General features: G+C 72.3%; 14 protein-coding genes and 1 riboswitch. Of the genes, 6 read left to right on the top strand and 8 right to left on the bottom strand.

The features are described 5' to 3' along the window. Window positions 1-91: 91 nt before the first annotated feature. The gene (locus ACZ5C2_RS26965; protein WP_468796030.1) at window positions 92-1,102 is read right to left on the bottom strand and encodes a polyprenyl synthetase family protein; all 1,011 of its coding nucleotides are present in this window, start codon (window positions 1,100-1,102) and stop codon (window positions 92-94) included. A gap of 523 nt (window positions 1,103-1,625) precedes the next feature. Further along, window positions 1,626-1,799, top strand: a riboswitch (cyclic di-AMP (ydaO/yuaA leader). A gap of 7 nt (window positions 1,800-1,806) precedes the next feature. On the opposite strand from ACZ5C2_RS26965, the gene ACZ5C2_RS26960 reads away from it, so the two are divergent. Continuing rightward, window positions 1,807-2,283 carry a transglycosylase SLT domain-containing protein gene (locus ACZ5C2_RS26960; protein ID WP_468796027.1) on the top strand — a complete coding sequence of 159 codons (477 nt, stop codon included), beginning with the start codon at window positions 1,807-1,809 and terminating at the stop codon, window positions 2,281-2,283. Here the strand turns inward: ACZ5C2_RS26960 and ACZ5C2_RS26955 are convergent. Then, entirely contained in the window at window positions 2,247-3,119 is an 873-nt protein-coding gene (locus ACZ5C2_RS26955; RefSeq protein ID WP_468796024.1) for an HAD family hydrolase, read from the bottom strand. The genes ACZ5C2_RS26960 and ACZ5C2_RS26955 overlap by 37 nt on opposite strands. A 221-nt stretch (window positions 3,120-3,340) precedes the next feature. On the opposite strand from ACZ5C2_RS26955, the gene ACZ5C2_RS26950 reads away from it, so the two are divergent. The 3 genes from ACZ5C2_RS26950 to ACZ5C2_RS26940 are packed head-to-tail and all read left to right on the top strand — an operon-like array spanning window position 3,341 to window position 6,745. Next, on the top strand, window positions 3,341-4,411 hold the full coding sequence (locus ACZ5C2_RS26950; RefSeq protein ID WP_468796021.1) for a GNAT family N-acetyltransferase: 1,071 nt from the start codon (window positions 3,341-3,343) through the stop codon (window positions 4,409-4,411). 19 nt (window positions 4,412-4,430) lie between these two features. Continuing rightward, window positions 4,431-5,933, top strand: a complete 1,503-nt coding sequence (locus ACZ5C2_RS26945) for a glycosyltransferase family 2 protein (RefSeq protein ID WP_468796018.1) — start codon at window positions 4,431-4,433, stop codon at window positions 5,931-5,933. Further along, window positions 5,930-6,745: a polysaccharide deacetylase family protein gene (locus tag ACZ5C2_RS26940; protein WP_468796015.1), complete on the top strand. Its 816-nt coding sequence runs from the start codon at window positions 5,930-5,932 to the stop codon at window positions 6,743-6,745. Before ACZ5C2_RS26945 ends, ACZ5C2_RS26940 begins: the two co-directional genes overlap by 4 nt. A gap of 90 nt (window positions 6,746-6,835) precedes the next feature. On the opposite strand, the gene ACZ5C2_RS26935 is transcribed toward ACZ5C2_RS26940, so the two are convergent. The 5 genes from ACZ5C2_RS26935 to ACZ5C2_RS26915 form a co-directional block, all read right to left on the bottom strand. Further along, the gene (locus ACZ5C2_RS26935) at window positions 6,836-7,984 is read right to left on the bottom strand and encodes a glycoside hydrolase family 26 protein (protein ID WP_468796012.1); all 1,149 of its coding nucleotides are present in this window, start codon (window positions 7,982-7,984) and stop codon (window positions 6,836-6,838) included. Next, window positions 7,981-8,421: a hypothetical protein gene (locus ACZ5C2_RS26930; RefSeq protein ID WP_468796009.1), complete on the bottom strand. Its 441-nt coding sequence runs from the start codon at window positions 8,419-8,421 to the stop codon at window positions 7,981-7,983. The genes ACZ5C2_RS26935 and ACZ5C2_RS26930 overlap by 4 nt, the downstream gene beginning before the upstream one ends. Continuing rightward, on the bottom strand, window positions 8,418-10,391 hold the full coding sequence (locus ACZ5C2_RS26925; protein WP_468796006.1) for a glycosyltransferase: 1,974 nt from the start codon (window positions 10,389-10,391) through the stop codon (window positions 8,418-8,420). The genes ACZ5C2_RS26930 and ACZ5C2_RS26925 overlap by 4 nt, the downstream gene beginning before the upstream one ends. A gap of 193 nt (window positions 10,392-10,584) precedes the next feature. Beyond that, window positions 10,585-13,269 carry a lipopolysaccharide biosynthesis protein gene (locus tag ACZ5C2_RS26920; RefSeq protein WP_468796003.1) on the bottom strand — a complete coding sequence of 895 codons (2,685 nt, stop codon included), beginning with the start codon at window positions 13,267-13,269 and terminating at the stop codon, window positions 10,585-10,587. After that, the gene (locus tag ACZ5C2_RS26915) at window positions 13,262-14,521 is read right to left on the bottom strand and encodes a DegT/DnrJ/EryC1/StrS family aminotransferase (RefSeq protein ID WP_468796000.1); all 1,260 of its coding nucleotides are present in this window, start codon (window positions 14,519-14,521) and stop codon (window positions 13,262-13,264) included. The genes ACZ5C2_RS26920 and ACZ5C2_RS26915 overlap by 8 nt, the downstream gene beginning before the upstream one ends. A 294-nt stretch (window positions 14,522-14,815) precedes the next feature. Between ACZ5C2_RS26915 and fahA the strand changes: the two genes are divergently transcribed. Continuing rightward, on the top strand, window positions 14,816-16,030 hold the full coding sequence (fahA, locus tag ACZ5C2_RS26910; RefSeq protein ID WP_468795997.1) for a fumarylacetoacetase: 1,215 nt from the start codon (window positions 14,816-14,818) through the stop codon (window positions 16,028-16,030). A gap of 175 nt (window positions 16,031-16,205) precedes the next feature. Beyond that, window positions 16,206-17,144, top strand: coding sequence for a M56 family metallopeptidase (locus ACZ5C2_RS26905; RefSeq protein WP_468795995.1), 939 nt, complete (start codon window positions 16,206-16,208; stop codon window positions 17,142-17,144). A 121-nt stretch (window positions 17,145-17,265) separates the two neighbouring features. On the opposite strand, the gene recQ is transcribed toward ACZ5C2_RS26905, so the two are convergent. After that, complete coding sequence (gene recQ / locus ACZ5C2_RS26900) at window positions 17,266-19,227, bottom strand: DNA helicase RecQ (protein ID WP_468796617.1); 1,962 nt, start codon at window positions 19,225-19,227, stop codon at window positions 17,266-17,268.

Here is a 19,227-nt window from a genome sequence, read left to right as displayed (position 1 = left end):
GCCGTGGCCGACCGGCAGGGATCCGTGGGGTGCGTGCGGGTCGTGGCCGACCGGCAGGGATCCGTGGGGTGCGTGCGGGCCGCCGGCCGGCTCAGCCCGCGCGGTGCACCACCGCGTCGCACAGCTGCACGAGGGCCGCCTTGGCGTCGCACTCCGGCAGCGGGGCCAGCACCGCGCGCGCCTCCTCGGCGTACCGCACGGTGTCCCGGCGGGCCTGCTCCAGCGCGGGGTGGGCCCGCAGCAGACGCAGCGCCTCGGCGTGCCGGGCGTCGTCGGTGAGGTCGGAGTCGAGCAGCTCGCACAGGGCGACGTCCTCGGCCAGCCCCATCCGGGCCGCCCGTTCGCGCAGGCGCAGCACGGGCAGCGTCGGAATACCCTCACGCAGGTCCGTGCCGGGGGTCTTGCCGGACTCGTGGCTGTCGGAGGCGATGTCCAGGACGTCGTCGGCGAGCTGGAAGGCGACGCCGAGCCGCTCGCCGTACTGGGTGAGCACGTCCACCACCGTCTCGTCGGCGCCGGACATCATCGCGCCGAAGCGGCAGGAGACGGCGACCAGCGAACCGGTCTTGCCGCCGAGCACGTCCAGGTAGTGGTCGACCGGGTCACGGCCGTCCTGCGGCCCCGCGGTCTCCAGGATCTGCCCGGTGACCAGCCGCTCGAACGCCTCGGCCTGCACCCGCACCGCCTCCGGGCCGAGGTCGGCCAGGATGTGCGAGGCCCGCGCGAAGAGGAAGTCACCGGTGAGGACCGCGACGGAGTTGCCCCAGCGCGTGTTCGCGCTGTCCACGCCGCGCCGCACCTCGGCCTCGTCCATCACGTCGTCGTGGTACAGCGTGGCCAGGTGGGTGAGCTCCACGACCACGGCGGACGGCACCACACCCGGCGCGTAGGGGTCACCGAACTGGGCGGCGAGCATCACGAGCAGCGGACGGAACCTCTTGCCGCCGGCCCGCACCAGGTGCCGGGCGGCACCCGTGATGAAGGGCACCTCACTCTTGGTGGCCTCGATCAGCCCTTCCTCGACAGCCGTCATTCCGGCCTGGACATCGGCTTCCAGAGCCTGGTCCCGCACGCTCAGCCCGAACGGCCCGACGACGGTCACGAGGGGTCTCCTGTCTGCTGGTGTCCATGGGCGATTACACGGAATGTCGATAGGTCGCTGCCCTCACTCAAGTCAGCGTATCCGGTCACGTTTCGATCACCACCAGCACCCGGGGTTACGGCCAGGGCGGTACGGGATCAGGAGCGGGGTGCTTCTGATCAGGTGACAGCAACGGACATTCCCCTACTTTCCGGGACGCGATGGCGACCGGATCATCCCGCCCGGCCCACTATCCGATTTGCCGCACTCGGCAAGCAAATTCCCCTTGGCGGCAAATGCTCCACCGACGTCCGGCCAGTGAAGTGAGTCACGCATCCCCCGGCGTCCCCGCCATTCCCTCACAACCGCGTTCCCCCTTCCCCCGGAGGGGAGTTGACCGTCAGCACACACAAAGGATCAAGCATGCCAAATCCCCCATTCCATGATCAAAGGCCTCCTTGTGTGACGCCTTCACTTGTTCCCGACATGCGCTCTCGCATACGTTCCGGGCCTGCCGGGCGGACGCCGAATCCTGCCACCGCCCGCATCACACCCACCCACGAACTCACGCACGGCAGGAGCGGGGGACCCAGGTAAGTCGCCGGGCCGGGCATCGCACCGGAACGGCTGGGGGTGAAGCCATGCCCGCAGAGGCACGGCCGGGCACTCTCCCGCCCGAACCCGACAGCTCACCTCGCAGGCGTAGGAGAGGAAAGACCCCAGACATGTCCGCCACCGGTCAGTCCCGCTTCGGCCGCCGCCGCCTCGTCCGCTCCCTCGCCGTCGCCGGCGTCGCCGTGGTCGCGCTTCCGCTGTTCGGCGCCACCAGCGCCTCGGCGGCCACCACGACGTCCACCGCCGCCACCGCGGTGACCACGTACCCGAACAACCTCGACGGCTGGATCCTCGAGTCGCTGTCCGTGATGGCCCAGCACGGCATTCCGGGCTCCTACGAGAGCATCCACCGCAACATCATGCGCGAGTCCTCCGGCAACCCCTACGCCATCAACCTGTGGGACTCCAACGCCGCCGCCGGCACTCCGTCGAAGGGTCTGCTGCAGGTCATCGACCCGACCTTCGCCGCCTACCACGTGCCCGGCACCGTCTTCGACCCGTACGACCCGGTCGCGAACATCACGGCGGCCTGCAACTACGCCGCCGACCGCTACGGCTCCATCGACAACGTCTTCGGCGCGTACTGAGCCGACCGCTGACGGCCGAGCACGGCCGCGTCGGCGAACAGTCGCTCGAGGACGACGGCCACGCCGTCGTCCTCGTTCGACGTGGTGACCTCGTCGGCCACCGCTTTCAGCTCGGGATGCGCGTTGGCCATGGCGACGCCGTGCGCCGCCCAGTCGAACATGGGGATGTCGTTGGGCATGTCACCGAAGGCGACCGTCCGCTCCGGGCTCAGACCCAGGTGCTCGGCGGCCAGCGCCAGCCCGGTCGCCTTGGTCACCCCGCACGGCTGGAGCTCCACGGTCCCCGGACCCGACATGGTGACCGTCGCCAGCGAACCGACCACCGCCCGCGCCGCCGCCGCCAGCGCGTCGTCGGACAGCCGCGGGTGGCGCAGCAGCACCTTGCTGATCGGCCGTTCCCACAGATCGCTCCGCCGCTCGACCTGTACGGCGGGCAGCGTGGGGTGCGGCATCAGATAGCCCGGTTCGATCAGGGTCAGTCCGTCGGCCCCGTCCTGGTCGACCGCGGCGTACACCTCCCCCACCTCGGCCTCGATCTTGCCGAGCGCGGTCTCCGCCAGTTCCCGGTCCAGCGTCACGGACCACAGCAGCCGGCGCGCGCCGGCGTCGTACACCTGCGCGCCCTGTCCGCACACCGCGAGCCCCGTGCAGCCGAGGTCGTCGAGCAGCGGCCGCACTCTGGGGGCCGGGCGCCCCGTCACCACGAGGTGCTGGGCACCGGTCTGCGCCACCCGCGCCAGCGCGGCGAGGGACCGGTCGGACAGGGTGTCGTCGCCGCGCAGCAGCGTCCCGTCCAGGTCGGTGGCGATGAGTGAACAATCGGTGGGTGCGGCCATGATCAGAGAATACGGACAACACGACCGTCCGATTCACGGTGCCCGTTTCCGCTCGCTTCGATGCGGTTCCCCTTCCGTCATCACCGGATAGGGACCGATTCGGGACCCTTTCACCGTTTGGCAAGAACATGGTCCGCTGTCTACCGTCCGCCCGGGATCGGACGGTACCTTCCAAGAGTCCAGGGGGGACTTGATCGGGGGGTCCGGTGAGCAGTGGACGCATGCGCGTGCTGAGGCCGGAAGAGCTCGGCGAGGGGGAGCGGGAACGCTGGCGGGAACTGCGCGCCGCCACCGACGCGGCACGCAGCCCTTTCATGGAACCGGAGTTCACCACCGCCGTCGGCCGGGTGCGGCCACAGGCCCGGATCGCGGTGCTGTACGAGGGAGCGGACCCGACGGGCTTTCTGCCCTACGAGCGGGGCTCGTTGGGCCGGGGCCGGGCGATCGGTCTCGGGGTGTCCGACTGCCAGGGCGCGGTGCTGGCTCCCGGAGTGGTCCTGGAGACCGCCGAACTGCTGCGCGCCTGCTCGGTGTCGAGCTTCGCCTTCGACAACCTGGAGGCCGGCCAGGAGCTGTTCGTGCCGTACGCGGCCGAGGAGCACGCCACCTACGTCATCGACATGGAGAAGGGCTACGAGACGTACGAATCCGTGCTGCGCACCCAGTCGCCGAAGTTCCTGAAGACCACCCTGGCCAAGGAACGCAGGCTGGGCCGCCAGGCGGGACCCGTACGGTTCGTCTTCGACGAACGCGACCCGGCCGCGCTGCGGGCGCTCATGGAGTGGAAGTCGGCGCAGTACCGCAGGACCGGGCGCCGCGACCGGTTCGCGCAGGAGTGGATCGCCCGGCTCGTGGGCCGGCTCGCCGAGACCCGGGCCCCTCAGTGCACGGGCACGCTGTCGGTCCTGTACGCCGGTGACCGGCCCGTCGCCGCGCACTTCGGCCTGCGCTCGGCCTCCGTGCTGGCCTGTTGGTTCCCGGCCTACGAGCCCGAGTTCGCGAAGTACTCGCCCGGACTCGTGCTGCATCTGCGGATGGCCGAGGCGGCGGCGGACGCGGGCATCGGCCTGCTCGACATGGGGCGCGGGCCGGCCGAGTACAAGGACTCGCTGAAGACCGGTGAACTCGTCGTCCACGAGGGGGCGGCGACCCGTCCGGGACTGGGCGCCGCCCTGCACTGGCTGTGCCGCGAGCCGACGCGCCGTGCGCACGGCTTCGTCCGCGCCCGTCCACGCCTGGCGTCGCTGGCGTCCCGGACCCTGAGGGGTGCGGCCCGGCTGCGCCGCTCGTGAGGAGGGGGAGGGAGGACGTATGTCCGGCAGGACACGAGCGCGTACGCAGGAGGAAATACGGCGGTTCCTGGCCGTCGGTGCGGTGCAGGTCGCCGAGATGGACCTGGGACCGGGCGACGACGAGGCGGGGCTCAGACCCGGCCCCGGGGGCCCGCCGGTGACCCATGGCGAGGTGTTCCTGCTGGTCAGATGGGCCGGGCGCCCGGTGGGCACGCTGCTGGCGCGGGTACCGGAGGGGGCAGACCCACGGGCGGCACTGACGGAGGCGGCACGGGAGAGGTTCGGCGGGGCGTTGCGGGCGGGGTTCGAAGGAGCGGCAGGGGAGGGCCCCGCGGGAGCGGCGCGGGAGAGCCCCGCGGGAGCGGCGCGGGAAACGACCGCGGGAGCGGTCTCCGGGCCGCCGTCCGCCGCGACGCGGGCGGCCGGTGACAACGGGCGGAGTCCGGTCACGGGGGTCGGCCAACGGATTGCCGTGGCGGGGCGGGCACGGGCCTCCGACGCCACGGGGGACGCCGACGAGCCGCCGTACGTCTCGGTCGTCGTGGCCACCCGGGAGCGGGCCGGGCAGCTCGCCCAGGCGCTCGACTCGCTGCTCGCACAGGAGCATCCGCGGTTCGAGGTGGTCGTCGTCGACAACGCGCCCGTGACCGGCGAGACGCGGGAGCTGGTGGAGCGCACGTACGGCGAGCGGGTGCGGTACGTGTGTGAGCCGGTCCCCGGACTCGCCGTCGCGCACAACACGGGGCTGGCGGCGGCCCGGGGCGAGGTGATCGCGTTCACCGACGACGACGTGGTCGCCGATCCCCGCTGGCTCGGCGAACTGACCGCACCGTTCACGGCCGACCCGCGGCTCGGCTGCGCCACCGGTCTGATCCTTCCCGCGCGGCTGCGCACCCCGGCGCAGGTCCTGCTGGAGAGCCACGGCGGCTTCGCGAAGGGCTTCACGCCGACGACGTACGACCCCCATGACCCGCCCCGCGACGAGCCGCTGTTCCCCTTCGCCGCCGGCCGCTTCGGCTCCGGCGCGAACATGGCCTTCCGTGCGGAAGTGCTGCGTGCCGTCGGCGGCTTCGACCCGGCCACCGGTGCCGGGACACCCGCCCGGGGCGGCGACGACCTGTACGGCTTCGTGCGCGTCCTCGCCCAGGGGTACCGGCTGCACTACACACCGTACGCGCTGGTGTGGCACCACCACCGGGAGACCTGGGCGGATCTGGAGACCCAGGCGTACGGGTACGGCGCCGGCCTCACCGCCTGTCTCACCGCGATCCTGGTCAACCGCCCCGCGCTGCTGCCCGCGTTCCTCGCCCGGCTGCCCCGCGGTCTCGCGCACGCCCGGACGCTGACCGCCGTACGCGACACCGGCGGTGACGTCGGGGCGCCGGGCGCCCACGACAGCCGGACCCATCCATGGCCACGCCGGCTGTCGCGGCTGCAGCGCAAGGGAATGGTCCTGGGACCACTCGGCTATCTGCGGGCCCGGCGGGCGTCGGCCGGCGGTGCAGGAAGGGGAACGCGATGAACCAGGCGCGGATGACGGCGGCTCCGGCGGTCCCCGTGTTCCTCTATCACGCCGTGATGGACGATCCACCGGAGTGGATCGCCGAGTTCACCGTCACACCGAAGGAGTTCGCGGCCCATCTCGACGCCGTCGTGGACAGTGGCCGCACACCCGTCACCATCAGCACGTTCGCCGGTCGTCTCTCCGGGCGGGCGCCGCTGCCGCCCCGGCCGGTGCTGCTCACCTTCGACGACGGCTTCGCCGACCTGCCGGGCCCGACCGCCGAGGTGCTGGCCGGGCGCGGGCTGCCCGCCACCGCATATCTCACCACCGGCGCCATCGCCCCGGGCGGCCGCAGTCTGCTGCCGCCCGCCCCCATGATGACCCTGGACGAGGCGAAGCGGCTGGAAGAGGCCGGCATGGAGATCGGCAGCCACACGGTCACCCATGCCCAGCTCGACACGCTGACCGCGCGGCAGCTGCGCGCCGAACTGCTGGACTCCAAGGCGGCGCTGGAGGACACCCTCGGCCACGCCGTCCCCCATCTCGCCTACCCGCACGGCTACAACAGCCCGAGGGTGCGCGCGGCGGCCGCCCGGGCCGGCTACGAGACGGCGACCGCCGTGCGGCACGCGCTCAGCTCGGACCGGGACGAGCGCTACCGCATTGCCCGCCTGATCGTCCGCCGCGGCCACACCGTCACCGATGTCGAGGCGTGGCTGGCGGGCGCCGGAGCGCGGATCGCCCCGTACCGGGACGGCCCGAAGACCCTCGCCTGGCGCTGGTACCGGCGTGGCCGGGCGATGCTCCGCGGGCCGGAGTTCGCCGGCTGAGCGGTGGCTGGGCAGTGGTTGGGCAGTGGTTGGACGGTGGTTGGACGGTGGCTCGGCGGTGGCTCGGCGGTGGCTGGGCGGCCGGGCGGATCACATCGGCGGCTGGTTCAGATACGGGTCCGCCACCGCCTCGCGCAGGCTCTCCCACGCCGCGTCGTTGGCCAGGGCGAGGTTGCAGTGGGGTCCGGGGTCCCGGTGGTTCCACTGGAGGGCGGCCTTGACCCCCTTCAAATTCTTCAGCACCCGCGGCACCTGCGCGTACCACTCGGCCTGCCGCTCGGGGCGGGCCGAGTCGACCGCCGTACCGAACTCGGACAGCATCAGCGGCTTGTCGTCGGAGATGTTGTCACGTATCCACGCGTGAGTAGCCGTCTGGGTCTGGGCGAAGGTGAGCCAGTCCGTTGTGTGACAGCGGTAGTAGTTGTACTGGTTGTAGCCGATCCAGTCGACGTACCCGTCCCCCGGGTACATCCGCTCGAACAGGTCGGCGTGGTTCAGGTAGCCGGTGATGACCCAGGTCCACACCACGTTGTCGACGCCGAGTCTCCCGAACCGGTCGTGGATGTGCCGGTAGGCCTTCACGTACTCGGCCGGTGTGCCGTTCTCCGGTGTCCGGGTGTCCATCTCCAGGTCGAAGGAGAGGAACACCTTCTTGCCGGTGCGCTCGCCGTACTCCTTGATCCGTCGGGCCTGGACGTCGATCACGGTCTCGTCCAGCTCACCGGCCGCGATCTCCTTCCACGTCGGCTGCCGCGCCTTCGTCCCGCCCCACCACTTGCTCTCCCAGGACAGCAGCAGCAGGCGGTCCTCGCCCACGCGCTGTTCCTCCGGGCTGAGCAACTGCCCCTCCCTGCGACTGCCTTCGGGCAGCGACATGTCGTGGTACGTGTACACGATGTCGAGTGCGCGGCCCACGCGTTTCTCGTAGGCCTTCACCCTGTCCTCCAGGTTGTCCCGCTCGTGCGGCACGAAGGCACCGAACCACGCGCCGCAGGGCGGTACGAGCAGCTCGGTGGGCCTGCATTCTCCTCCCCCCGCGGAGGGTTCCGGTCCGGAACCGGACGGCCCGGAGGCGACGAGGACCGCGCTGACGACCGTGGCCGAGGTGAGCAGCAGTCTGCGGCGCCGCGACACCGGCTGCCGGCCCGGCGTCGGTTCGCGCGCCGTCCGGGGCCCGTGACGCCGGCCGTCGGCGGTGCGCGGGCCGCTGTCGCGGCGAAAGGGATGGATGAACGTCACAGAGCGGAACCCTTCCGTGTCTTCGCGGTCCCCGGTGCCGGCGGTGAGGCGCGCAGTCGCGGACAGAACGCGGCGAGCGTGGTCAGGAGTACGGACGCGAGCAGCACCCGCTGCGCGCTGAAGGCGTGGGTGGCGATCAGCACCGTCGCGACGATCATCACCGCGCCGACGCTGAGGAGGACGATCAGCATCAGCCGTTCCAGCAGATCGGAGCGGCGGGCGAAGCCGGGCTCCAGTGACTCGGCGGGGCCCCGTGCCGGCCCGGCGCGCAACGCCGGCCCGCACACGCCGACCAGTGCCGCACCGGGGCCGGCCGCGAGGAACACGGCGACCGCCGCCCCGCGCAGGGGCGATCCGCCGGGCAGGGCGAGCGCGGCGAGGGCCAGCCAGCCGGCGAACGGCGGGAGCATCCGCAGCACGAGGTCGTGAGGTGTCATCGCTCCGTTCCTCCTTCTGCGTCTGCTGCGTCTGCTGCGACTTCCGTGTCTGCTATGTCTGCTGTATCTGCTGTGTCTGCTGTGTCTGCTGTGTCTGGCGTCCCTTCGCGCCGCAGTTCGTAGACCACACCCGCTCCGTTCTCCGCGACCGGCCGGAACCGCGGCGACTCTGCGACGGACTCCCTGATCCGGTCCAGCTGGGCCTCGGTGAGCTGCCCGTTCATTTCGGAGTTGGCGAACTGCCCCTGGGTGAGCAGGAAGTAGGCCCGGCCCGGGAGGTCCACCCCGGCCATGTCGCGGGCGAGGGTGGCGGCCGGGTTCCGCACGATCTCGTCGACGTGCCGCCGGTCGTCCTCGAGGAACCAGTAGTGGTCGATGCTCCCGTACGACTCGTAGGCGAGCGGATAGTTGCGGTTGGCGGCGACGACCATCGAGCCCTCGGGCGCCTCGTCGAAGAGCTGCTGGACCAGGGCCACCTCCCCCGGTGGGAAGTAGTTGATCCGGTCCTTGCCCGAGTAGCTCGGGACGAAGGCCAGGGTCCCGGCGAGGAGGACGAGCAGCGGTCCCCCAGTGCCGACGCCGCGTCGCCAGGCGCCCGGCGCGGGTGCCGTGGTGCGACCTCCGGGTTCTGTACGGGGTGCCGCATCCGTGCGGGCTGTGCGGGCTCCAGGTCCCGTGCGGGTGCCCGCTTCGGCCTCGGCGGCGAGGGTGCGGGTGCGCACCCTCGGGAGCAGAGCGGCGGCGGCGAAGAAGGCGGCGCCGGGGAGCATGAACATCAGTACCCTGAAGATCATTTCGCTGCCGTAGCTGCTCGCCACGAGCATCGGGAGCGGGGCCGCCGCGATCAGCAACAGCGGCATCGCCCGGTGCCGCAGCACCCGCTGCCGCCGGATGCCGATCACCGCCAGCAGCAGCACCATGCCCGACAGCAGCCGGGCCGCCCAGGAGGTCGCCACCGCCCCGGTACCGGTGGGGGTGGATCCGTATCCGGTGGCGACATTGCCGCCGACGTCACCCACCGAACGGATCATGTCGGGCAGCGCGGCGGACAGGAACGGCAGCGCGGCCGTCAGGCACCAGGCCAGGAAGATCACGACCGCGGTGACCAGCGGGACCCCGTCGCGGTAGCGGCGGACCAGGCACAACGCGAGCAGCGAGACGACGAGCATGCCCGGCGTGAGCTGGTGCGAGATGACGATCGTCACCACCAGCACGCTGAGCACGACCGTCCAGACCGCCTGCCTCTGCCTCCCGCGCGCCCCGCCGGACCGGCCGTACCGGCGCAGGACGACGGCCAGCACACCGAGGTGCAGCGCGAAGGCCACGGACTGGGGGGAGAAGTAGTCCTGGCCCACCCAGTTGGCGACACAGAAAAGCCAGACGCCGGTCCAGATCAGCCGCCGGTCCTCGGTGAAGGTGCGGTAGATCAGCAGCAGCGGGAGCAGCAGCATCAGACTGGACACCAGTGGCCACCAGGCCATGTACATGGCTGTCGACTCGACGCCCAGCAGCCGCACCAGCGCCGCCTGGGCGGCGAAGAAGCCGGGCCACTGGTCGTACACGGCCATGTCGCCGACCTGGTCGGCGGTCTGCAGTCCGCCGGCCGTCAGCAAGTGGTCGACGACACCGTCGTGCTTCCACGCCCAGGCGTACAGCGGGGTCGGGTAGACCACGGCCTGGGTGGCCCGCTCCATCACCAGCAGCCCGCACACATACGCAGCCGCCCAGCCGCCCGGCCGTCGCGGATCGCGGACCGTGAACCAGAAACCGGCGGTGAGCACGACCAGGCCCGCCCAGAAGCCCGGATGGAGCGCTGTCACGAGACCGAAGTCGTCCAGCCGTGACACATCGGTGTGCCGTACCGCGTACACCCACAGGGCGAGTGCGGCGAGCAGCGGTACGGCGGGCCAGGCCGTGGCGGGGCCACGCCGGCCCGACCACACGGGCGGGAGATCGGAAAGATCCGTCACGGGCTCGTGGGCGGGACTGGACGACTCCGACGAGGACGGCGCCTGCGACGCGGACGGGTGTTCCGCCGCGGCATCCTCGGGGGTGTCCGGCGCCGATGTGTTCTGCGACGCCGGTTCTGGCGCGGATCTCTCTCGTGGAGTGGTTGGCGGACGCACGGTGGTTCCCCCCTGGCAGTTCGGCTCTGAAGAGTGATCAGTCCTTGGATCGGCCGTTCGGTCGTCTGCGGCGGAGCGGCGCCGGCGCCGGCGGGACACGGCGGAGCGGGAGGAGCGGCAGGAGTACGACGACCAGGTGGAGGACGACGAGCAGGGCGAGCAGCAGCGGCGTGACCGGCGCGAGGGCGTCCCGCCACACCCAGCCGCCCACCGCGACGAGGTAGAGGACCCCCCAGCGCCCAGGCCACGACAGTCGTCCGCCCGCGGTCGCGAGCAGCGGCGACAGGGGTACGAGGCACAGCAACTGGCAGACGAGTGGCGCCCAGCGCAGCAGCGGACCGGGCCCGTCGAGGCCCAGCGTCTCCGCGAGGAAACCGGCCGTCTGCGAGTACAAGGCCCCGCCCACCATCTGCGGTTCCCGGCCGAGGGCGACCGGCGCGGCATGCAGGGCGGCCAGGGCCGACCCCAGCGCCGTGCCGGAGAGCCAGGGCTCGGGGCGCGTGCACCACGTCACCGAGGCGACGAAGACCAGGATCAGCGTTCCGCCGGCCGCGAGTGCCGTGAGCGGCAGCCCTTCCAGCAACCGACGCCCGGTGAGCTCGTCGCCGTGGGTTCCGCCGAACCAGGGCAGTTCCCGCAGGGACACCCAGAAGACGAGGGTGGAGAGCCCGACCAGCGCCCAGAGGATGCCGCTCAGCCGGTTGTCATATCCGTTGTCGCGAGGCTCGTCCCGGCGGCGGCGGACGTCGACCCACTCGTGCGGCTCATCACGGCCGTGGGGGTCGTCCGGGTCGCGGGACGCGTCACGGTGACCGGGCTCATCACGGTCACCCGCATCATCCCGGTCACGGGACTCGTCACGGTCACCGGGGCCCACCCGGTCACGCGGCTCGTCACGGTCACCGGGGCCCACCCGGTCACGGGACTCGTCACGGTCACCGGGGCCCACCCGGTCACGCGGCTCGTCACGGTCACCGGGCGTATCACGGTCGTGTGGATCGTCCGCCGGTTCTGGTTCCGGAGTCCCCGTCGCAGGGTCGTCGCCGTCGTCCCGCTCGTGCGGGTCCTCGCGCTCCGCCTTCCGGTCGGCCGGCCCGGCACCGGTGTCTCGGCCGCCCGCCTCCGCCGGTCCGGTGCGCTTCGATCTCCCGGCTCCGTCCCCGCAAGCCGGTCCCGCCTCCGGACCGTGCGGCCGCACGATGAACGCCGGCGTGTCCGCCTGCAGGGCCTCCCGTTCGTACCCGGGACGGCCGATGAACAACGTGACCGTGTCCTCGCCGGCCTTCTCGGCGACCTCGCCGTCGTACGCGGCGCGGCGGGCCCAGCCCGTGCCGTACTCGGCGGTGGCGTTCAGCCGGGCCCAGCGCGTGCCGTAGTCCGGAGCGGCGGCGGGCCGGTCCACGGGCCCGCCGGCCCTGTCGCGCAGCGCCGCACGCAGCCCGACCACCGAGACGACCGCGATCAGCGTCATGCCGGTCAGCACCGCCCACCCGGCCCCCGCGATCCCCGCCGGGGTGAACAGTGCGGCCGCGCTGCCCAGCACCAGCACGCACATCGCCCCCTGGAGCGCGGCGAGCACAGCGGTGCGCCCCTGCACCCGCAGCACCCCGATGTACAGCTCCACAACCACCCGGGGCAGCGCCCCGAGGGCGAGCAGCCGCAACACGGCCGAGCCGTGCTCGGCGTAGTCCGGGCTGAACGGCATGAGGATCTGGGGCGCGAAGACGACCAGCACCAGGACCACCGGCACCAGCAGCAGCGTCATGCGGCGCAGTGCCCCGCGCACCCCGGCGGCGAGCTGACGCGGATCGTGCGAGGCATGGGCGGTGAGCGACGAGGCCATGTTGATGGCCATGAACTCCATCGTGCCGCCGACGGTGTACGCCACGTAGAAGTAGCCGTTCTCCGCGGCGCTGAAGCGGACCGCGACCATCACGGGCAGCAGATTGATCATCGCCAGGCTGAACAGCGCGCCGAGCGAGTCGCCGGCCAGGAAGCGGCCCATGCTCCGCAGACCGGGCGGCTGCACGTCCCGGTCCTCGGCGGCCTGGCGCGGAATGAGCCGGCGGAAGATCAGCCAGCCGAGCGGCAGTGTGGAGAACGCGATGGCCACGGCCCAGGACACGAAGATCCCCAGCACGGGGAGCCCGGTCGCGAAGGCGGCCAGCAGGACCAGTTTCCCGACGGAGAACATCGCGTTGCCGACCGGCACCCACTCGGCCTTGCGCAGCCCGGTGAGCACGCCGTCCTGCAGCGTGAGCAGCGCCCACGCCACGCACGCCGCGACGAACAGTGCCCCGGCCAGCGGTGTCCCCAGAGGTTCGTAGGAGGCGCCCCACTGTTCGAGCGTGAGCAGGAAGACGCCCGCGGCCAGGGCGACGACCACCGAACTCGCCCCGTACACGCCCCACACCAGGCGTGCGGTCGCACGGCCCGCGCGCGGTACGAAGCGGACCACGGCGCCGATCATGGTGGTCGCCGTGATGCCGGCGAGCAGCCGCATCGCGGCGATCGCGGCGGAGCCCTGCCCGACGGCGTCCTCGGAGTAGTAGCGGGCGGCGACGAGCCAGAAGCCCAGTCCGAGAACGGCCGACACGCCCGTGCTGAGCATCAGGAAGTAGGCGTTCTTGAACAGGGAGTCGGAGCCGGACCGGTTCCCGGCGGGCGGCGGCCGCCCTCCGGCGCGCTTCGCGGCCGGCGCGTGCACCTGGACGTCAGTCACGGGACGGCCCCAGCCCGCCGGCCGTCGTCCCTGCCCGGGCCGGGTCCTCCGGCGGTTCGGCCGGCCGCGCGCCGGACCGCTCCAGCACGTCGACGGCCTCCTGTGCCCGCAGCGGATCCACCGGCAGCGCATGCCGCGCGAACCAGCGGGCCGCCCCGGGCGCGGGCGACGGGTCCGTGAAGGTCTCCCCCGCGTAGTCGTCGAGAGGCGGGTCGTAGAGGTAGCCGACGACCATCCCGCGCCGCGCCAGCGCCGCGATCGCCGCGTCCCGGTCGGCCACGAACAGCGGTACCCGGAACAGCGGTTGCGCCTCACGTCCCGCACGCGGCCGGGCCCACCGCGTCGACAGCAGCAGCTCCGTGCCGTCCCGGGACGCCTCCAGCACCTTGTCCAGCCGTCCGAGGCTGCGCCGGATCCGCCGCAGCCGCAGCGGGCCGGACTCCAGGCGGTAGGTGTGCATGTCGACGCGGGCCCAGGGGTCGAACGCGGTCAGGTCCGGGCCCGCGCCGACGGCCCGGGCCAGTGCGTCCGGACGCAGCGGCATCCTGATCCCTTCGCGCTCCGTCAGCCCCAGCAGCCCCATCGCGGCCCAGGCGGCCCGCCGCAGTCCCAGCCCTCGTACGGCCGCCTCGGCGTACGGCCGTACGGCATAGACGAGTTCGGATGCCGTACGGCGTGGGGTGAGCAGTCCGTCGCAGGTGCTGCGCACCGCCTCCCCCAGATCCGGGTCGGCGAGGGACAGGATGCCGCCCGCCTGGGCGGCGGCATGCTTGGAAAGACTGAAGACGGAGGCCTCACCCCATGCCCCGACCGGCCGCCCGCCCACCTCGCTGCCGATCGCGTGCGCCGCGTCCTCGAACAACGGAATGCCCAGCGCGTCGCAGCGTGCCCTCAGTTGCGGTGCCGGATCCGGATTGCCGTACAGGTTCGTGGTGAGTACGGCGGAGAGCGAGCCCCACGTCTCCTCGGGCACGGCACCGATGTCGATGGACGCGTCGAGCGGGTTCAACGGCGCCTGCACCGGACGCAGTCCGGCCGCCAGCACCACGAAGAAGATGACGTCGTCGTTGACCGGCGACATCAGCACCCGGCCACCCGGCGGGCACCAGTGGCGCAGCGCCACGTACAGCCCGAACCTGCATGACGGCACGTACACACATTCCCGGCCGAGCCGGCCGCGCATGGTCTCTTCCAGCCGTTTCGGCCGCGACCCCGAGCGCGCCGAGCGCGGGCCGGCCTCCCCCATGGCCATCCGCCCCCCTGCGTGCCATCGGAACGCCCCCTCCCCGAGGCCTTCCGGCACCCGCCCAGAGTCGCCCCGTTCGCACCGCTCCGTCAAGATTGCGTCCCGTCCTGTGGATAACTTCCGGTACGCGAGTGGAAGCCGTGCATGTCGCCCTTGCGCCCCCGCGCTGCCCGCCCACGCTTCCTCTCCGCCGCCGCACCACCGCTCCCGCTCTGCCCAAGAACGCCACAGCCCCCGTAACGTGTGGCACGGCCACGGACACGTGGCGCACCTGCGCACACGAAAGCGAGGCAGCACCCGATGCCCCCCTTCGATGTCCCCGAGGGCGACCCCTTCGGCCCGCACAACCTGCCGTACGGCGTGTTCTCGCCCCCCGGCTCGTCGGAGCGGACCGTCGGCGTCCGGCTCGGCGACCATGTCCTCGACGCCGGCGCGGCGGCGCACGCCCTGGGCTCCCCCTACGCGACCCTGCTCGCCCGCCCGACCCTGAACCCGCTGCTGGCGGCGGGCCGTACGGCCTGGTCGGACGTGCGGCGGGCGCTCACGGCCTGGGTGACCGTCCCGGCACACCGGGAGACCGTCGAGCCCCTGTTCCATCCGTTGTCCGAGGTGACCCTGCACCTCCCCTTCGAGGTCGCGGACTACGTCGACTTCTACGCCTCCGAGAACCACGCCCGAAACGTCGGCCGGATGTTCCGCCCCGACGCCGCCGACTCCCTGACCCCCAACTGGAAGCACCTGCCGATCGGCTACCACGGCCGCTCCGGCACCGTCGTGGTGTCCGGCACCGACGTCGTACGCCCCTCCGGCCAGCGCAAGGCGCCCACCGACGCCGCCCCCGTCTTCGGACCGTCCGTCCGGCTGGACATCGAGGCCGAGGTCGGCTTCGTGGTCGGTGTGCCGTCCGAGCTGGGCCGGCCGGTGCCGCTCGGCGACTACCGCGACCACGTCTTCGGCCTCTGCCTCCTCAACGACTGGTCCGCCCGCGACGTCCAGGCCTGGGAGTACGTTCCCCTCGGCCCGTTCCTCGGCAAGTCCTTCACCACGTCGGTGTCGGCCTGGATCACCCCGCTGGACGCCTTGGAGGAGGCCCGCGTGGCGCCGCCGGAGCGCACCCACGCACTGCTGCCGTACCTGGACGACAGCGACGAGGAACCCGGTGGCTACGACCTGCGCATCACCGTCACCGTCAACGGCCATGTCGTCTCCGAACCTCCCTTCTCCACCATGTACTGGACGGCCGCCCAGCAGCTCGCCCACATGACTGTCAACGGCGCCTCCCTGCGCACCGGCGACCTGTACGGCTCCGGCACGGTGAGCGGACCCACCGAGCGGGAACGCGGCTCGCTGCTGGAACTGACCTGGAACGGCCGCGACCCCCTCGAACTCCCCGACGGCAAGCGGACCTTCCTCGAGGACGGCGACGTGGTGACGCTGGCCGCCTGGGCACCGGGCCCGGACGGTGTGCGCGTGGGCCTCGGCGAGGTCACGGGACGGGTGGTCCCCGCTCTCTGACCCCTTGGGCCCTGTCCGATCTCCGACGACCCCTGACCCGCACCGCCCTTCGCCGTCATAATCGGCGTCGGGCGGTGTGTGCGTTCCGCGCCCGCACGACCCTTCTCACCCGGCACCCCGGCACGACCCGCACGCCCCCGAGCCGCCCCTTCCGACAGGACCCGGAGCCCGTGGCATGACCCTCTGCCTGCTGCTGCTGAGCGTGGTCGCCGTGACGGCCGCCGTGCCCGTCCCCCGGGCTCTGACCCGCGCGACATGGCCGGAGCGGGAGCCGGTGGTCGGGCTGTGGGTGTGGCAGTGCCTGGTCGCCACCGTTCTGCTGTGCTGTCTGACGGCTCTCGCGCTGAGCGCGGCCGCCGTCTTCGGCACCGTCCGCGCCCAGCTCTTCGCCCCGGCACCGCCCGCCGTGACCGCGGCCTACGACCTGTCCGCCGCCTCGCCCTGGACGGTCGTCCTCACCGTGCTGCTCGTCTGCGGGGCGGCCTGGACAGCGGCCGTACTCGGACGCGAGCTGGTCGAGACCCGCCGCCGTCGTGCCCGGTCCCGGGAGCATCTGCGGGAGCGCGCCCCCGACCTGCCCGCCGGTCTCCCGGCCGCCCGCGGTCCCCTGCTGGTGCTGGAGGACGCGTACCCCGACGCCTGGTGGATGCCCGGCAGTCCGCCCCGGCTGATCGTCACCACCGGCGCCCTGCGGCGCCTCACCGACCACCAGCTCGACGCCGTCCTCACCCACGAGCGCGGCCACGCCCGCGCCCGCCACGACTGGCTGCTGCACCTCTCCACTGCCCTGGCCACCGGTTTCCCGCGGATCCCGCTGTTCGCCCACTTCTGCGACCAGACCCACCGTCTGGTCGAGCTGTCGGCCGACGACACGGCCTCCCGCCACTGCGGCCATCTGACCACCGCCCTGGCGCTGATCGAGCTCAACCGGCACCGCGGCGTACTGTCCTGCGCCTCCAGCCACCGCCTGCTGGGAGAGCGCGTCGACCGCCTCCTGGAGCCCCCGCCCCGCCTCGGCCGCCGCCACCGGGCCCTGGCGACCGCCGCGGCGGCGCTGGTACCGCTGGTCCCGCTGCTGATCACGTTCGCCCCGGGCCTGACCGCACTGCCATGAGGTCATGGCGGGCAGTCGCGCCTCCCCCAGCGCCTCAAGGGCCATGGGGGGGGCGGGCGCACCGGCACCCCGTGGATGCCGGGCTGCGCAAAACCCCCGCGCAGCCCCACCACGCGGCCCCCTACGTCCAGTCGGGCTCCGGCTCCTCCTCGGGCCAGTCGTCCGGGCTACCGGGGTCCTCGGACCCGGCACCGACACCGGCGTCCCCCGGCGCCGTCAACCCGGCCAGCACCGCCACCACACCCTCCCCGTGCGTCGCCAGCTTCTTCTCCCCCACCCCGCTGATCCCCCCGAGCTCGCCCACCGACGTGGGCCACACGGTGGCGATCTCCCGGAGTGTGGCGTCGTGGAAGATGACGTACGCCGGGACGCCCAGCTCGCGGGCCTGCTCGGCACGCCAGGAACGCAGCGCCTCGAACGCGGGCCGCAGCTCTTCGGGCAGCTCGACAGCGGCGGCCTTGGCCTTGCGCTCCCCCCGCCCCTGAGCCGACCGCGAGGTGACCGGCTTCTTCGGCTCCTTGCGCAGCGGTACCTCCCGTTCCCTCCGCAGCACCGTCCCACTCGCCTCGGTCAACACCAGCGTGCCGTACTCCCCCTCGACCGCGAGCAGTCCCTGGGCGAGCAGCTGCCGGACGACGCCCCGCCATTCGGCCTCGCTCAGCTCCTCACCGATGCCGAACACCGACAGCTGATCGTGGTCGAACTGGATGACCTTGGCGGTGCGCCGCCCCAGCAGGATGTCCACGATCTGCACCGCGCCGAACTTCTGCCCGCGCTCCCGCTGCAACCGCACCACCGTCGACAGCACCTTCTGCGCCGCGACCGTCCCGTCCCAGGTCTCCGGCGGGACGAGGCAGGTGTCGCAGTTGCCGCAGCCTGCCGGGTCGGGGTCCTGACCGAAGTAGGCGAGCAGTTGCCCACGCCGGCACCGTACGGTCTCGCACAGCGCCAGCATCGCGTCCAGATGCTGATTCGCCCGCCGCCGGAACGCCTCGTCGCCCTCCCCGGACTGGATCAGTTTGCGCTGCTGTATGACGTCGTTCAGTCCGTACGCCATCCAGGCCGTGGACGGCAGTCCGTCACGCCCCGCACGCCCCGTCTCCTGGTAGTAGCCCTCGACCGACTTGGGCAGGTCGAGGTGGGCGACGAATCTGACGTCCGGCTTGTCGATGCCCATGCCGAAGGCGATGGTCGCCACCACGACCAGCCCCTCCTCCCGCAGGAAGCGTGCCTGATGCGCGGCTCGCGTCCCGGCGTCGAGGCCCGCGTGGTACGGCACCGCCTCGATGCCGTTGCGCGAGAGGAACTCCGCCGTCTTGTCCACGGAGTTGCGCGAGAGGCAGTACACGATGCCCGCGTCCCCTGCGTGCTCCTCGCGCAGGAAGTTCAGCAGCTGCTTCCGGGGGTCGGCCTTGGGCACGATCCGGTACTGGATGTTGGGCCGGTCGAAGCTGGCCACGAAGTGGCGGGCCTCCGGCATCCTCAGCCGGTCGGTGATCTCCCGGTGCGTGGCGTCCGTGGCGGTCGCCGTGAGCGCGAGCCGGGGCACCTCCGGCCACCGCTCGCCCAGCAGGGACAGGCTGAGGTAGTCCGGCCGGAAGTCGTGTCCCCACTGGGACACGCAGTGCGCCTCGTCGATGGCGAAGACGGAGATCTTGCCGCGCGAGAGCAGATCCAGGCTGCTGTCCAGCCGCAGCCGCTCCGGCGCGAGGTACAGCAGGTCCAGCTCGCCGGCAAGGAACTCGGCCTCGACGGTCCGCCGCTCGTCGAAGTCCTGCGTGGAGTTCATGAACCCCGCGCGTACGCCCAGCGCCCGGAGCGCGTCCACCTGGTCCTGCATCAGGGCGATCAGGGGGGAGACGACGACTCCCGTACCTGGCCTGACCAGGGCCGGAATCTGGTAGCACAACGACTTTCCGCCGCCGGTGGGCATGAGGACAACGGCGTCGCCGCCCGCGATCACATGCTCGACGACCGCTTCCTGCTCGCCGCGGAATGCCTCATACCCGAACACCCGGTGCAGCGCCGCCTGCGCCTCACCATCCGTCACTGCCATCTCGGCGACACCGCCCGTCCCCTGCAT

This window comes from Streptomyces sp. NPDC031365 (assembly GCF_055569765.1).
Note: the sequence above shows the minus strand (reverse complement) of the source record. Positions and strands in the feature narration are given on the sequence as shown.